Origin of the sequence: Polyangium sp. 15x6, from assembly GCF_029960785.1 — a bacterium.
Classification (GTDB): domain Bacteria; phylum Myxococcota_A; class Polyangia; order Polyangiales; family Polyangiaceae; genus Polyangium.
Genome location: NZ_JASBQE010000025.1, coordinates 64,457 through 78,447, shown reverse-complemented (window position 1 = coordinate 78,447; position 13,991 = coordinate 64,457). Strand labels below are relative to the sequence as shown.

Sequence of the window (13,991 nt, the reverse complement as noted above, 5' to 3'; positions counted from 1 at the left end):
AGTGGCCTTCATGCCGCGCGCGTTCGCCCGCCCACGCGTCTCCGCACACCTCTCGGCCGCCGTCCTGATCCTCGCCGCGACGAGCCTCGGCTGCGGCCCCTCGGGCACGAACCCTCCGGCTCCGCAGCGCACCCGCGTCGCCCTCGACTTCACCGGCGGGAGCGGCTTCTTCGGCGCGCCCTTCCCGAGCGACGCGCGCCTCACGGCGAGCGGCGCGGCCGATCTCTCGACCTTCCCGAACCCCTCGAACAACGGCATCGCCGCGCAGATGATCGACCTCGCCGGCGACGTCCGCGGCTTCGGCACCACCACGGCCGTCTACTTCGGCCTCGACGGCCCCTTGCCCGCGGGCGAGCTCGTCACGCCGCTTGAAAGCCTCGCGCCCAACGCCCCTGCCCTTCTTATCGGCGTCTCCGCGTCCGCCCCCGATTACCTCCGCCGCTACCCCATCTCCGCTCATTTCCTCGAAGACGGCGGCCCGTACGGCGCGCCCAACCTGCTCGCCCTCCTCCCCGTGCAAGGGGTCCCGCTGCGGCCGAACACCACGTATGCGGCCGTCGTCCGAACGTCTCTCCCGGATCGGGATGGCGCCCCGCTCGGCGTCTCCCCGGCCATGGCCGAGCTGCGCGCTGGCAAAGCCCCGGCGGGCATGTCCGAGCAGACGCTCGCGACCTACACGAACGCGCTCGCGGCCCTCGCCGAGGCGGGCATTCCGGCGGACCAGATCGCCGCGCTCACGGTCTTCACCACGGCCACGCCGATCGACGATTACGCCCGTGTCGCCGAGGCCATGCTCGCGGAGCCGCTCCCCGCGCCGACGGCGCCGTTCGTGCGAAACGAGCTTTTCGACGAGTATTGCGTGTACGAAACCACGATTGGTTTGCCCGTGTATCAAAGCGGGGAACCCCCGTACACCTCGACGGGTGGCAACTGGGCCTTCGACACCGCGGGCAACCCCATGCTCCAGCGGTACGAAGAAGCAAACTTCGTCGTCACCGTCCCGCGCCGCCCCATGCCGCCGGCTGGATACCCCATCGTCCTTTTCTCCCGCACGGGCGCGGGCGGCGAGCGCCCCCTCGTCGATCGCGGCGTCCGCGCCGAACCGGGCGGACCTGCGCTCGAACCCGGCACCGGCCCCGCGCTCACCTTCGCCCGCGCCGGCTTCGCGGGCGCCAGCGCCGACGGCCCCCACGGCGGCTTGCGCAACAAGACCGGCGGCGACGAGCAGTTCCTCGTCTTCAACGTGGGCAACCCCGTCGCCCTCCGCGACAACATCCGCCAATCCGCCGCCGAGCTCGGCCTGCTCGCGCACGTCCTCGGCGCGATCGAAATCGACGTCGCCGATTGCCCCGGCGCGGACGCAGCCGGCGGAAAAGCTCGATTCGACACGGACACCCTCGCCCTCATGGGTCATTCGATGGGCGCCTCGATCGTCCCGCTCACCGCGGCCTTCGAGCCGCGTGTCCGCGCCTTGCTCCTGAGCGGCGCGGGGGCGAGCTTCCTCGCGAACATCGTCCACAAGCAAAAACCCCTCGCCACGCGCCCGCTCGCCGAATCTCTCGTCGGCATCAGCGGCACCGGATACACGCTCACCGAGATCGATCCGCTCCTGAACCTCCTGCAATGGGCCGGCGAGCCCGCCGACGTGCAGCCCTACGCCTCGCGGATCCTGCGCGAAAACGAGGGCCCGCCGCGGCACGTCCTCATGATGCAGGGCATCGTCGACCATTACATCCTGCCGCCCATCGCGAACCCGATGAGCCTCTCGCTCGGCCTCGACCTCGCCGGCCCGCCGCTCGACGCCTCGCACCCCGAGCTCGCCGTCTACTCCCCGCTCTCCGCGCTCCTCTCGCTCAATGGTCGCAGCGAGATCTCCCTGCCCGCGTCGGGCAACATCGACGGCGCCACCGCGGTCGTCGTGCAACATCCCGAAGACGGCGTCGAGGACGGCCACGAGGTCGTCTTCCAGACCGAGCCCCCGAAACACCAGATGCAATGCTTCCTCGAGAGTTTTGCGAAGGGCACCCCGCGTGTCCCGACGGCGGCGCCCGTGAGCGCGGCTTGTGATTGACGCCATGGAAACCCGCCAGCACCGCTACGAACGTTACCGAAAAACCCTCGCCGGCGAGCCCTTGCCCGTCGCGCTCGTGGATCTCGACGCCGTCGACGCGAATGTCGACGCCGTCCTCTCACTCGTCCGCGAGAGCCACGGAAAAACGCTCCGTATCGGCACGAAATCCGTTCGATCCGTCGATCTCGTCCGCCACATCCTGAACCGCGGCGGCCCCTCGTTCCGCGGCCTCATGGCTTATGCCCCCGCCGAGGCCCGCTACCTCGCGGCGCAGGGCTTCGACGACATCCTCGTCGCATACCCCACGGCCCAGCCCGCCGACGCGCGCCTCATCGCCGAGGCGAACCGCGAAGGAAAACGCGTCTCCATCGCCGTCGAGGAGCCCATCCACCTCGACGTCCTCGAAGCCGCCGCCGCGCCCTACGGCGTCCGCATCCCGGTCGTCGTCGACATCGACGTCTCCCTCCGCCGCCTCGGCGGCCGCGTGCACCTCGGCGTCCGCCGCAGCCCGCTCCACGAGGCCCGCGGCGTCGCCGATTTCGCCGAGCGTGTGGCCTCGTCCCGCCACCTCGAATTCGCCGGCCTGCTCGGCTACGAAGCGCACATCGCCGGGACACCCGACCAGACCCCGCTCGGCCCCCTCCCGCCCGGAGCCAAGCGCGCCCTCAAGAAAATCGCTTGCGCCGCCGTCACCACGCTGAGAGGCGAGATCATCGCCGAATTCGAGCGCCGCCGCCTCCCGATCCCCCTCTTCAACGGCGGCGGCACCGGCAGCGTCGCCTCGTCCCTCGCGGACCCGTCCCTCACCGAAATCACCGTCGGCTCCGGCTTCCTCGGCAGCCACCTCTTCGACCATTACGACGATCTCCGCCCCGAGCCGGCCGCCTTCTTCGCCCTCCAGGTGACACGGAGACCTGCGCCCGGCTTCGTCACGTGCCAGGGCGGTGGCCTCGTCGCCTCGGGCGCCGCCGGCCCGGATCGCCTCCCGATTCCGTACTTACCCGAAGGCCTCTCGCTACTCGATCTCGAAGGCGCCGGCGAGGTCCAGACCCCGCTCGCCGTCCCGCCACACGTAAAACTCGCGCCCGGCGATCCCGTCTTCTTCCGCCACGCCAAGGCCGGCGAGCTCGCCACGTTTTTCCGCGACTATCTCCTCGTCCGCGGCGACCGCGTCGAATCCCGCGCGCTCACCTATCGCGGCGCGGGCGAATGTTTTCATTGAACGTCACTGCGCTTCTACGTGGCGCTCGAGAAAAGCCGAAAGCTCTTCGGGCCGCCTCCCGACGATCCGTTCGAACCCAGCGGTCGTCACAGCGAACCGGTCTTGGGACACCGACGCGAGCAGGCTGGCGAAGGCATGCGGCCACGGGTCTTCCATCGTGGCCCAGCAACGCGCCAGATAGTCTGTCGCAGAAACGGGCCGGTAGGTCATGAGCCGGCCGAAAGCCCTGCTTGCCAGCGCGGTGATCTCGTCGAGCGTGTATGCCTCGACGCCTGCGAGTTCGAGGACCTGGCCTTCATGGGCTCCCGATTCGAGCGCCAGCGCCGCCGCGGTGGCCACGTCGTCGCGCGAGATCGGTGCAATGCGCCCTCGTCCGGCCGGCACATCGACGACCCCCGTGTCGCGGGCTTGCTCCAGCCATTGCGAGAGCATAAAATCGGAGTACATGCCGCAGCGAAGAATGCACCATGGCTTGCCGCAGGCGCGCAGCCGTCGCTCGGCGTCCCGGTAGACCGGCGCGAAGTAGAACGGCGAGTGCTCGTCGACGTCGACGATGCTGGTGAAGACCACCCGCTCGATGCTCGACGCGGCTATCGCGTCGATGACGTTTTCGTGTTGCTTCATCACGTCACGTGCATCGCCATCGCTCGCGACGAACAGCAAGGCCGACCCCCCTGCGAAGGCTCCGTCGAGGCTCGCACGATCGGTGTAATCGGCGCGGCGAACCTCCACACCGGACGGCACACGCGCGGCCGCGCGCGCCGGGTCCCGCGCAAGGCCTGCCACGGCGCCCGCGCCGAGCCGGCTCGCAAGGAGCCGCACCGCGGCGCTGCCTACGTTGCCCGAAGCTCCAGTCACTAGCAACAAGCGAACCTCCCTCCTCGTGCGTGGGGCTTCCGTCATCGCCGCGCACGCAGCATGGCATGCAATTCAAGGCGGCACTCAGGCTTCTTTCAGGCGGCGCACGGCGAGCTCCTTCGCGGCTTCGACGAACAGACGGAGCGGCGCAGAGCGCTGAGCGCGATGGGGGAAGTAAAGGAAGTAGCCGGGGACTGTCGGGGAGTAGGGCTCGAGCACACGTCTGAGTGTTCCCGTGCGTAGCTGCTCCAGCACCATGGGTTCGAAGGTATACGCGAGCCCTAGCCCCTGCTCGGCGAGGGAAATGATCAGCTCGGCGTCGTTTGCAACGACGACGCCACCACGAACCGGCACCCGCCACGTTTTTCGTCCGCGCTCGAGCTCCCACGCGTACAGGGCTCCGGTCGTCTGCGAGCGGAAGGTGATGCACTCGTGCCGAAGGAGATCCTGCGGCCTCTCGGGTGCACCATGACGAGCGAGGTAGCTCGGCGCGCCGACGATCACGAACCGAAACGGATCGGTGAGCCGCACCTGCACCATGTCGCGCTCGATGGCCTCGCTGAGTCGGACACCCGCGTCGTACCCCTCTTCGACGATGTCGACCAAGCGATCATCGATTGCGACCTCGACCTCGATGCGCGGGTGACGCTCGCGAAACGCGGGCAAGACGGGGGCGATGACGAACGGAATCGCCGCACGCGGGACCGTGATCCTGAGGCGGCCGATGGGCTCGCCGGGTTGCGCGCCGATCTCGTTCAGCGCGGAGAGGAGCTGGCCGAGCGCGGGCGCAGCGGCTTCGACGAGGCGCCTTCCCGCATCCGTCAGCGAGACGCTTCGCGTCGTGCGCGTGAGGAGCGCTGCGTGCAGTCGCTCTTCGAGCTGTCGGACGGACTGACTGACCGCTGAACGTGACACGCCGAGCTCACGCGCCGCCGCGCTGAAGCTGCGCAGCCGTGCAACCACGAGAAAGGCCTGCACATGCGTGACCGCGGTCGTGTTCATCGCTCGAAGATCACGGGCGAGTCACCGCATTGTCAAGTCTGGCTTTACAGGCCATCCGCATTTGACCGTCTACTGGGCGTGACTCGCGTGGCGTATGTTCCTTGCGTGCCCCGGTGGCCTGTTGAGGCATGGCGCCGGCAAGAGTCGCTCGACGGCAAGGCCGTCGAATGGCTCGAGAAGACGAGCGGCGCGCGATCAAGACGCTCCTGCGCGTGTGAAGGACGCGGCTCACCTGAGAGAGAGCCGCAGAAGGAAGCATGCCGTCATGGTTACGATGAACGAGAAGAGAAGCTTCGAGGGAAAGGTCGCGTTCGTGACCGGGGGCGCGAGCGGCATCGGCCGCGCGGCGGCGCTGGCGTTCGCCGCCGAGGGGGCGAGCGTGGTGGTCGCCGACGTGTCGGAAGTGGGCAATCAGGAAACGGCCCGCTTGATCGAGGAACGAGGCGGACGTGCGTTCGCCGTCCGCTGCGACGTCACGCGAGCCGAGGACATCGAGGCGGCGCTCGACAAAACCGTCGAAGCGTTCGGGCGATTGGATTTCGCGTTCAACAACGCCGGCGTCGAGCCGAAGGGTTTGGTCCCGACCGCGGAGATGCAACCGGAGGAATGGGACCGGATCATGAACATCGACCTCCGTGGTGTCTTCCTGTGCATGAAGTACGAGATCCCGCGGATGCTCGAAGCCGGTGGCGGCGCCATCGTGAACACTTCGTCCGGTGCCGGCGTCATCGGCATCAAAGGCAGCCCCGCGTATACCGCCGCGAAGCACGGCGTGATTGGCCTCACCCGAGCGGCGGCCCTCGACTACGCCGCGCAGAACATTCGCATCAACGCCGTCTGCCCTGGATACATCGATACTCCGATGATGGCTCGCTACACCGGCGGTACCGCCGAGGGCCGCTCGAAGGTGATCTCCGAGGAACCCATCGGAAGGATGGGCCGGCCCGAAGAGATCGCCGCGACGGTCGTTTGGATGTGCTCGGACGCGGCGGCCTTCATGATCGGGCACGCGCTGGTCGTCGACGGCGGCCAGACGATCACCTAGCGCCCTCCTAGTCCGCGGCGACCGCGTCGAATCCCGCGCGCTCACCTATCGCGGCGCGGGCGAGTGTTTTCATTGAAACCTCAACCGTCACCCGCGCCGCGTTTTTGCGAAAATCTCATTCGGGTGCAGGCACCAAAACACAACGCTGCGGCGTGACCTGCCAGCGAAGGGGTTTGCCTTCCTCGACCTCGCCATGGTGAGGTGCAGGCGACCGTGGCCTCGAGCAAATGGCTCCCCATCCATCGGGCCCCTGATCCGCGGGCCTCACGACCAGCTGACTCCACGTCGGACCGGAGTCGAGTTGCGACAGCCATTGGATGTCACCACATCCGTCGGGCCCGGTGGTGACCTCAGGGAGAGCAGGTCCGGCGGGCATGGCTGCTTCCCATTTGTATACGGAACTGGGGACGGCGTGCAAGGCTTCGGAGGTCACGCGTGCTCCCACGAGCGGCGCCCCTTTTTCATCAGCGAAGCACATGTGCACAGGGGGCGACGATATGACCGCGGTTGTCGCCTCGTCTGCGGAACGTGGTGACGTACAGCCAAGAAGCAAAACTGCAAGGCCGACGGACAATAGGCAAAAATTCGTGCTCACGTCGTCCCCTGACGTGAATTTCCAGACGAACATTCAATCCGTGCGCGTCGGCAGCGGCGGCTTGTTGGGTGGGTGACGCACCGTCTCTCCGAGCAGCGACGGGCCCCGCGACCGACCGAGGGCCTCGAGGTTGCATCTCCAGGCCCTTCTTTCTTGCTGTCGTGGCACCGATCGGAGCGTGCTCCGCGAAGTTCGCCCGGACCACCCGTTCCGCGTCGCTCACCGTCGAGATGCCACGCTTGCGCGCGCGCCTCTCCCCCATGGGAATCAGAAGGCCCGTGGCACCAACGCCTCCGAGGCCGCGAGGAACGCACGCACATACGAGCCGTCCGTCAGCTTGGGCGTCGGCAAGATGGCGAAGCCCTTCTGGTTGAACATGGCGCCGCTGTGCGCTTCCAGATCGGGAGAAACGAGGAGCGGCGCCAGACGCTCGGCATACGTCTCCGGGCTGGGAGTCATGAGCCCGATCATCGTCTCCATGATGCGCGACTTCAGCGTATCTTTTCCGAAGAAGTTGTCGCGGATGTTGGTCTTGATGAGCCCGGGATTCAGGCCGAAGAAGGTCGCGTTCGCGTAGCGCTTCGCCGCGTCGAGAACGAGCATCTCGTTGCCGGCGACGGTGTTCATGTGCACCGGCATGGCGCTGTAGGACTTCTCGGCGTTGAGATCGTCGAGCGTGCCTGCCTGGCCGGTGCCGGGAAAACCCATGATGAACACGCGTGGCTTCATGGGAGCCGCCGGCCGGTCCTTCCCGAGGCGCGGGGCGATCTCGCGGAGGATCACCAATCTGCTCAAGTAGCTGACGGCCATGTCCCGCTCGATGCCCTCCGCGGTCTCCTGGCGCTTCGGCGCCGCGAAAATGCCGGTCGTGAACACGACGAGATCGAGCTGCTCCGCGGGCAACGCCTTGGCGACGCGCTCGGCCTCGCGCATGAGGCTCAGGTCCGCCTGAATGAACGCGATGCCCGGCACACCGGCGTCGCGGAAGGTCTGACCGACGACCGTGACGCTGGCGCCTCGTGACGCCATGAAACGACCGAGAGCACGTCCGATGCCGCCGGTTCCACCGACGATCACGACCTTCGTCTTCTCGAGGTCGAGGCTCGAAGGCTCGACACGATTCCATGCGATGTTCTTGTTTCGTTTCATGAGATTCTCATCATCACGTCGGAGTCCTGGCCACGCGGCTCAGGTGCCCGCCAAACGGTGCGCGTGGTGTTCTCGCTGCTCTCCTTTACGCTCGCCTGCTTCATGGGTGATCAGAGTCCTTCGCGGTTTGGGCTCCCGCCGGGAGAATGGGGCGCGGGTCGAAGGCCACCGATACCCGCGTGATGAGACCTTCCTCGACCCGCAGCCAGTTGACCGCCGGCATCGGCTCCGCACCGTTCGTATGGTGCAGGTCGAACCAGTTCAGTACATCGGGACCGTCCACCCACTGCTTCACGATCACGAGATCGCGGGTGATCCCGAACAGCCACGCGAGTGCCTGCCGGTACGCCTTCGCCCCTTCGATCCGCCCGAGCGGGCCCTTGACGGAGACGTCCTTCGCGAGCAACTGCTCCAGCCGATCGGGGTCGTTTGCCCGCCAGGCGGAAAAATAGGCGTCTACCACGCTCACTGCGTTCATGGTGCATCTCCTTGTCGAGCCTCGCGGAGCGTTGGGTAGTCGGTGTAGCCGCGCGCGCCGGGGGTGTAGAATGTCGCCCTGTCCGCCGTATTGAGCGGCGCCCCCCGGCGAAAGCGATCCGGCAAATCGGGGTTGGCGAGGAAGGCGCTGCCGAATACGGCCGCATCGGCCCGCCCCCCCTCCAGGTGGGCCTCGGCCGCGGCCTGATCCAGCCCACCCCCGAGCAGATAGGGGCCGTCGAAGCGCGGACGCAAGAGCGCGTGGTAGTCCACGCGGGCGCCGAACAGCGCGACGTGCAGGTACGCGAGCCCGAGCCCGCGGAGCTTTTCGACCAGATGGGTGTAGGTCTCCTGCGGGTCGGCGTCGAAGATGTCATTGTAGCTCATCTCCGGCGAGACCTTGATCCCGACGCGATCCCCGCCGGCCTCCGCCACCATCGCCGAAAGCACCTCCAGCACGAAGCGGGCGCGGTTTTCGACGGAGCCGCCGTATGCATCCTGTCGCTGATTGCTGCCGGACGACAGGAACTGCGCCGGCAGGTAGCCCGTGGCGCCATGCAGCTCCACGCCGTCGAAACCCGCCGCGAGCGCCCGGCGCGTGGCCAGGCGGTAGTCCTGCACGACACCGGCGATCTCGGCGATGGTGAGCGCGCGAGGAGTGACGAAATCCTGAAGGCCGCTGCTCGTGAAGCTCTGGCCCTTCGGTCGGATCGCCGAAGGCGCGACGGGCTCTGCGCCCCCGGGCAACATCGACGGGTGCGAGATGCGCCCGCAATGCATGAGCTGCATGAAAATGAGGCCGCCACGGGCGTGCACGGCGTCCGTCACCTGCTTCCAGGCGGTCACCTGCGCTTCGGTCTCGACGCCGGGGGTGCGGACGTAGCCCTTGCCCATCGCCGAGGGGTAGACGCCCTCGCTGAGGATGAGCCCCGCGCCAGCGCGCTGGGCGTAGTAGGCGGCAACGAGGTCGCCCGGAACGCCGGCGTCGTCGGCTCGGGAACGGGTCATGGGCGCCATGACCAAGCGGTTGGGCAGGGTGTAACGGCCGACGTGGACGGGGGTGAAGAGGCGACTCATGGTGGTACTCCTCCGCGATGGGCGTTCGACGGCGCTGGCTTGCAGTTACTTTCTTTCCGGAAAGAAATAAATTCTGAACGAGGGGCTGTCAAGCCCGCGAGTGTCACCATGGGAAGACCGAAGGAAGTCACGGATGAGCAGATCGTCGTCGCGGCGCGGCGCTGTTTCCTCGAGCGCGGCGCGGGCGTGTCGGCTGCCGACATCGCGCGCGAGATCGGTGTGAGTCACACGACGTTGTTCAACCGTTTCGGCTCGAAGGAGGGGCTGATGATCGCGGCCCTCGGGCCTCCCAAAGAGATCCCGTGGGTGGCTGCGCTCGAGGCCGGGCCTGACGACCGCCCGATCCGCGAACAGCTCGTCGAGCACGCCAAGGTGATGTCCGCCTACTTTCAGGACCTGCAGGCCGGTCTCGGTATGTTGCAGGCTGCCGGCATCGCGCCCGGGAAGGCCTACCGCGGGCGTACCGGGGAGTCGGCGCCAGTGCAGGCGTTCCGCGCACTCATTGCGTGGCTAGAGCGCGCGCAGAGCCAGGGACGCCTGGCCAGGTGCGACGTCGAGACGCTCGCCTCGACGATCCTTGGCGCGCTGCACGGCTGGGCGTTTACCGCGCGGGTCTGCGGCGGATCGACGGCCCCTGCCGCCGAGGAGCGCTACGTCGAGCGCTTCATCGAGCTCTTGTGGAACGGCATCGGAGGAGGAGGTCAGCCGTGAGCGGTCATGCCGCCCGTGTGCGCGGCCGAGGCAATGCCGAGGCAATGAAGAAGCCCGAGCCTGCCCCGGCAAGACCCTCCGGAGGCTGAAAAACCCCCCCGGCAGGCTGTCGACAGGCGCCTCGGGGCTCCCAAACCCCCCTCCCCGGCCCGCGAGCAGGCGCCGGAGGGCTGAAAAACCCCCCCGGAGGGGCCGCGGACGGCTTCCGGCGGCTGAGAAACCCCTCGGAGGATTGCGTACCCCCGGCATGAAGAAGCGCCTCATCGAGTTCGATTCTGGCGCGCCGGCCTGGCGCTGGGGCATCCGGGCGCCTTCGCACCTACACCGCCACCACTGCCCTCTCTCCCGCCCGGGCCGTGATGCCGCACGCGAGCTCGCGTGTCTTCCCGTCGAGCGTCAGGATCAGCTTCTCGACGGCGAGCTCGCCTTCAGCGAGCTCAATCGCCAACCCGTCACCGTCGATCGATAGCGTACCCCAGCCGGTCGTGGTGCTGAAGAAGGTGCGGAAGGGCCGGCCGGCGAGGCGCGGCCCCAGCCGGAGGGTGCGCGTGGCCGCCGCGTAGGCGAAGCCAGCCAGCGAGCCGAGGAGGGCGTAACTGGCCATCGCGCGCGCGTAATAGTTGCCGCACTCGTACTCGTTCCAGGGGTTGCGCGTGCGCCCGTCGTAGCGGCTGCGCGCCGCCCGGACGAGGGTCAGGCCCTCGTCCACCAGGCCCTCTTCGATGAGATGCGATGCCACCTGGTACTCGATGCCGGTCCACACCTCGTCCGAGTAGGGAAAGGGGAGCGTGGGTTTGCCGCCGTTCGGCCACGAGCAGAGGAGCAGGCCGGGCTCGTGGCCCCAGGCGTAGCCGGGGCGCTGGGTGCATGCGTGCTCCCACAGGTCGGGGCGGAAGTTGTAGCGGAAGATGGCAGCCAGGCTCTTTGCCACGTTCGCGCAATTCAGCGGGGAGTGGATGCCGTAGACGCGCGCCATCCAGGCGCCGATGACGCCGTCCGAGAGGCAGCCCTTACCGTACTGATACTTCGGCCCCTCGGCCTTCAGCAGGCGCTGCACCTCCCCGCTCGACTCGTCCACCTTCGCGATGCTCTCGGCGAAGGACGTATCGCGCAGGCCCTCCCAGATCACCTCCTGGACGTAGTACTCCCCGTTGAAGAGCTCCTCATCGAGAACACGCGCGCCGCGGGCGGCCAGTTCCTCGTAGAAGGGCGCGTCTTCGGGGTGCCCGGCATCGCGGGCCAGGGCGGCCATCGCGGCGAGGGCCCCCAGGTAGATGCTGGAGCACATGCCGTCCGGACCCCAGAACTCGATGTCGTACGTGTTGTGGTGCGGCTCCACCAGCACGCCGCGGTGCTCGGGGTCCCAGAGGCCGATGCAGAAGTCGAGGCTCTGCTTCGCCCGCGGGTAGAGGCGCTCGAGCCAGGCGCGGTCACCCGAGATCTGCCAGTCGCGGTACAGCTTCATGATGCCGCCGAGCTGCCCGTCCGCCGCGGCGTGGAAGGTATGCGTCGTGGGGCCGTCGGGCAGGGCCGCGCGGAAGTTGACATGCCCCCGCTCGTCCATCGAACGCTCGAGCTCCTGCTCGCGCAGCGTGCGCTCGAGTTGCGGGAAGAGGTGCGGCATCGCCTGGGCGTAGTTCCAGACGTGCGTGCAGGTGCCGGGGCAGCAGCCCTGCTCCGAGAAGCACCCCTCCCAGGCCCAGACGTTGCCGTTCTCCTGGCGCAGCACCGTCGGCGACTTCAGGATGGCCAGGTTCGCCGAGACGGCGTCGAGGACGTAGGCGGGGAGCGTCGAACCGAAGAGGGCGTCGTGGAACGCCTGGGTGCGCGCGCGCAGGGAGGCATACTCCCCGCGCACGTACTCGGCCACCGCCCAGGCGTCTTTCCACTGCCCCGCGTAGTACGGGCGCCACTTCGGCGCGGGCTCCTTGGGGCAGCACGGGCCGGCTGCGCCGCCGCATCCCTCCGTGCCGGCGGCCGGCGCAGGGGCCGGCGAAAGGCCAACCGTGTCGTTGCTGTTGGGAAAGTGCCAGGCGATCACGATCGGATAGGTGATGGATTCGCCCGGCTGCAGCGTACCGGTCATCTGGATCGAGCCGCCGCTGCGCCCGGTGGTGTCGGCGTCGCTAGAGCCCGCGTTCGGGGTGAAGGTGCCCGTGGAGACCTCGCGCCAGAGTGCCGAGACGGAGTCGAACCACCCGCCGCGGAACCACATCCCCTTGATGGCCGGCTCGTGCCCGATGACGGCGAGCGCGGCGGTCCCGAAGCTCTCCTTGTTCGGGCTGTCCGTGTTCCAGAAGGAGACGCCCGCCCCGGCCACCGCCCGGCTCCGGGCGCTCGTACCATTCTGGCCGCTGCCCGGCGCCAGGTGCGAGAGGTGGTACGCGAAGTCGTAAGAGACTGCCTCGCCCGAGCGATTCTCCAGCGTGTACTCCAGGATCGCGCACGGGATGCCCGAGTTGCGGTCGTCGAGCGGGATGAAGGGGTTGAAGCCCGTGATGCTCACGGCCAGGGGCACCTGCGGGTCGGCGAGAGAGACGTAGCCGAAAGGGTATTCGCCGCGGAACTCGGCGTGCTCGAAGCGCGGCAGGCCCACGTGTCCGCCGCCGCGGTAGCCCTGGCCCCTGGTGCCGTGGGCGTAGATCTTCCCCAGCGGAAACGGCCCTTCCACCAGGCGGGTGACCGGCCGCGCTCCCTGGATGTGGAGGGTGGCGAAGGCGTCGTCACGCGCGCCGTGCCCGTCCGGCAGCGCGGTGGTGTCCGGCCGGTTGCGGATCGAGAAGTCCTCCAGGCAGCCCACGCCGGTCAGGCAGATACACCCCGCGCCGATCCCGCCGAGCGGCATCGCGATCTGCTCCGCCGTCTCGCCGGAGAAGGTGCGCTGGGGACCGTCGTCGTTCAGGAGGTCGGCGGAGTATGGGGCTGCGTGTTTCATGATGTGTTCTCCTCGAGCTGTGCCGGGGAACGAGCGTCCACATCATCACGAGTATTCGCGTCACCACATCATGACGAGCCACGAGCAGCCAGTCGAGTTTGCTCGTCCGCTTTGCCCTCACGAACGGCAGTCATCGGGCGCGCGCGATGCCCGCACGCGGGGCTCGCAATCCGTACTGGACTGACGAACGTCCGGGCGCGTCATGGCTGCGCCTCGAGCAATGTGCCGATGGCATAACCTACCAGAGCCGTTCCAATGCCGATGAGCGCAAGCTCGAGGCCACTCCTCGACCACCGCCCCGTCGTGACGTGTGCCTTGTACGCGCCAACGCCGAACAACGAAAGCGCGGCCATGGCGACGGACGCGAGCATTCCGACGCGAACGGGCAGCAGCAAGAAGGGCACGAGCGGCACGAGCGAGCCGAGGATGGACGAAACGCCCACGACGAGCGACGCTCGAGCCGCATGCCGACGATCAACGGGAGCGAGGTTGTGCTCCTCCGCCATCATCACTGCCACCCAGACGTCTCGATTGGCCGTGATCGTCTCCACCACTTTTTCGAGGAAGTCGCCCTCGAAGCCCTTTTTACGATAGATATCGCGAATCTCCGCCCGCTCCAAGGCAGGAAAGTCGCGGACGTGTCGCAGCTCCCTCGCTCGTTCGCTCTCGTAAACGTCGGCCTCGGCCATCGTGGACGTGTAAGCGACGGCGGCCATCGATAGGGATTCGGCGAACGCGGCCGCCAAGCCTGCGACCAGAACGACGCGCGAGGAGCTCGTCGCTGCCGCGACACCCAGGGCCACGCCGAGCACGTTGACGAGCCCATCCTGCCCCCCGAGCACGACCTGG

At 67.9% G+C, this 13,991-nt stretch carries 11 protein-coding genes; 4 read left to right on the top strand and 7 right to left on the bottom strand.

Annotated features, from left to right (window positions below; translation table 11 throughout):
- Positions 1 to 10: 10 nt before the first annotated feature.
- Complete coding sequence (locus QHF83_RS20150; RefSeq protein ID WP_282419497.1) at positions 11 to 2,071, top strand: hypothetical protein; 2,061 nt, start codon at positions 11 to 13, stop codon at positions 2,069 to 2,071.
- Between the two features lie 4 nt (positions 2,072 to 2,075).
- Positions 2,076 to 3,293 carry an alanine racemase gene (locus tag QHF83_RS20145; RefSeq protein WP_282419496.1) on the top strand — a complete coding sequence of 406 codons (1,218 nt, stop codon included), beginning with the start codon at positions 2,076 to 2,078 and terminating at the stop codon, positions 3,291 to 3,293.
- A 3-nt stretch (positions 3,294 to 3,296) separates the two neighbouring features.
- On the opposite strand, the gene QHF83_RS20140 is transcribed toward QHF83_RS20145, so the two are convergent.
- Together QHF83_RS20140 and QHF83_RS20135 are read right to left on the bottom strand one after the other, a co-directional pair.
- Positions 3,297 to 4,151 carry an NAD(P)H-binding protein gene (locus QHF83_RS20140; RefSeq protein WP_282419545.1) on the bottom strand — a complete coding sequence of 285 codons (855 nt, stop codon included), beginning with the start codon at positions 4,149 to 4,151 and terminating at the stop codon, positions 3,297 to 3,299.
- Between the two features lie 84 nt (positions 4,152 to 4,235).
- Positions 4,236 to 5,153 carry a LysR family transcriptional regulator gene (locus tag QHF83_RS20135; protein ID WP_282419495.1) on the bottom strand — a complete coding sequence of 306 codons (918 nt, stop codon included), beginning with the start codon at positions 5,151 to 5,153 and terminating at the stop codon, positions 4,236 to 4,238.
- A gap of 274 nt (positions 5,154 to 5,427) precedes the next feature.
- Here QHF83_RS20135 and QHF83_RS20130 point away from each other — a divergent pair, with 274 nt between their 5' ends.
- The gene (locus QHF83_RS20130; protein ID WP_282419494.1) at positions 5,428 to 6,198 is read left to right on the top strand and encodes an SDR family oxidoreductase; all 771 of its coding nucleotides are present in this window, start codon (positions 5,428 to 5,430) and stop codon (positions 6,196 to 6,198) included.
- A gap of 862 nt (positions 6,199 to 7,060) precedes the next feature.
- Here the strand turns inward: QHF83_RS20130 and QHF83_RS20125 are convergent.
- The 3 genes from QHF83_RS20125 to QHF83_RS20115 form a co-directional block, all read right to left on the bottom strand.
- On the bottom strand, positions 7,061 to 7,942 hold the full coding sequence (locus QHF83_RS20125; protein ID WP_282419493.1) for an SDR family NAD(P)-dependent oxidoreductase: 882 nt from the start codon (positions 7,940 to 7,942) through the stop codon (positions 7,061 to 7,063).
- A 100-nt stretch (positions 7,943 to 8,042) separates the two neighbouring features.
- Positions 8,043 to 8,420, bottom strand: coding sequence for a nuclear transport factor 2 family protein (locus tag QHF83_RS20120; RefSeq protein ID WP_282419492.1), 378 nt, complete (start codon positions 8,418 to 8,420; stop codon positions 8,043 to 8,045).
- A complete protein-coding gene (locus tag QHF83_RS20115; RefSeq protein WP_282419491.1) occupies positions 8,417 to 9,496 on the bottom strand; it encodes an alkene reductase in 1,080 nt (359 codons plus the stop codon). The genes QHF83_RS20120 and QHF83_RS20115 overlap by 4 nt, the downstream gene beginning before the upstream one ends.
- Before the next feature lie 108 nt (positions 9,497 to 9,604).
- Here QHF83_RS20115 and QHF83_RS20110 point away from each other — a divergent pair, with 108 nt between their 5' ends.
- Complete coding sequence (locus tag QHF83_RS20110) at positions 9,605 to 10,207, top strand: TetR/AcrR family transcriptional regulator (RefSeq protein WP_282419490.1); 603 nt, start codon at positions 9,605 to 9,607, stop codon at positions 10,205 to 10,207.
- A 319-nt stretch (positions 10,208 to 10,526) separates the two neighbouring features.
- Here the strand turns inward: QHF83_RS20110 and QHF83_RS20105 are convergent, their stop codons facing one another.
- Both QHF83_RS20105 and QHF83_RS20100 read right to left on the bottom strand, forming a co-directional pair.
- Positions 10,527 to 13,142 (bottom strand): GH116 family glycosyl hydrolase, encoded by a 2,616-nt coding sequence (locus QHF83_RS20105; RefSeq protein WP_282419489.1) that lies wholly within the window; start codon positions 13,140 to 13,142, stop codon positions 10,527 to 10,529.
- Positions 13,143 to 13,342: 200 nt separating this feature from the next.
- On the bottom strand, positions 13,343 to 13,984 hold the full coding sequence (locus QHF83_RS20100; RefSeq protein ID WP_282419488.1) for a VIT1/CCC1 transporter family protein: 642 nt from the start codon (positions 13,982 to 13,984) through the stop codon (positions 13,343 to 13,345).
- Positions 13,985 to 13,991 lie beyond the last annotated feature (7 nt).

What these genes read in the sequence shown, in the direction of transcription:
- QHF83_RS20130 (WP_282419494.1), top strand. Translation starts at nt 5,428, where the DNA reads ATGAACGAGAAGAGAAGCTTCGAGGGAAAGGTCGCGTTCGTGACCGGG.
- QHF83_RS20145 (WP_282419496.1), top strand. Translation starts at nt 2,076, where the DNA reads ATGGAAACCCGCCAGCACCGCTACGAACGTTACCGAAAAACCCTCGCC.
- QHF83_RS20105 (WP_282419489.1), bottom strand. Translation starts at nt 13,142, where the DNA reads ATGAAACACGCAGCCCCATACTCCGCCGACCTCCTGAACGACGACGGT.
- QHF83_RS20125 (WP_282419493.1), bottom strand. Translation starts at nt 7,942, where the DNA reads ATGAAACGAAACAAGAACATCGCATGGAATCGTGTCGAGCCTTCGAGC.
- QHF83_RS20135 (WP_282419495.1), bottom strand. Translation starts at nt 5,153, where the DNA reads ATGAACACGACCGCGGTCACGCATGTGCAGGCCTTTCTCGTGGTTGCA.
- QHF83_RS20150 (WP_282419497.1), top strand. Translation starts at nt 11, where the DNA reads ATGCCGCGCGCGTTCGCCCGCCCACGCGTCTCCGCACACCTCTCGGCC.
- QHF83_RS20115 (WP_282419491.1), bottom strand. Translation starts at nt 9,496, where the DNA reads ATGAGTCGCCTCTTCACCCCCGTCCACGTCGGCCGTTACACCCTGCCC.
- QHF83_RS20110 (WP_282419490.1), top strand. Translation starts at nt 9,605, where the DNA reads ATGGGAAGACCGAAGGAAGTCACGGATGAGCAGATCGTCGTCGCGGCG.
- QHF83_RS20120 (WP_282419492.1), bottom strand. Translation starts at nt 8,420, where the DNA reads ATGAACGCAGTGAGCGTGGTAGACGCCTATTTTTCCGCCTGGCGGGCA.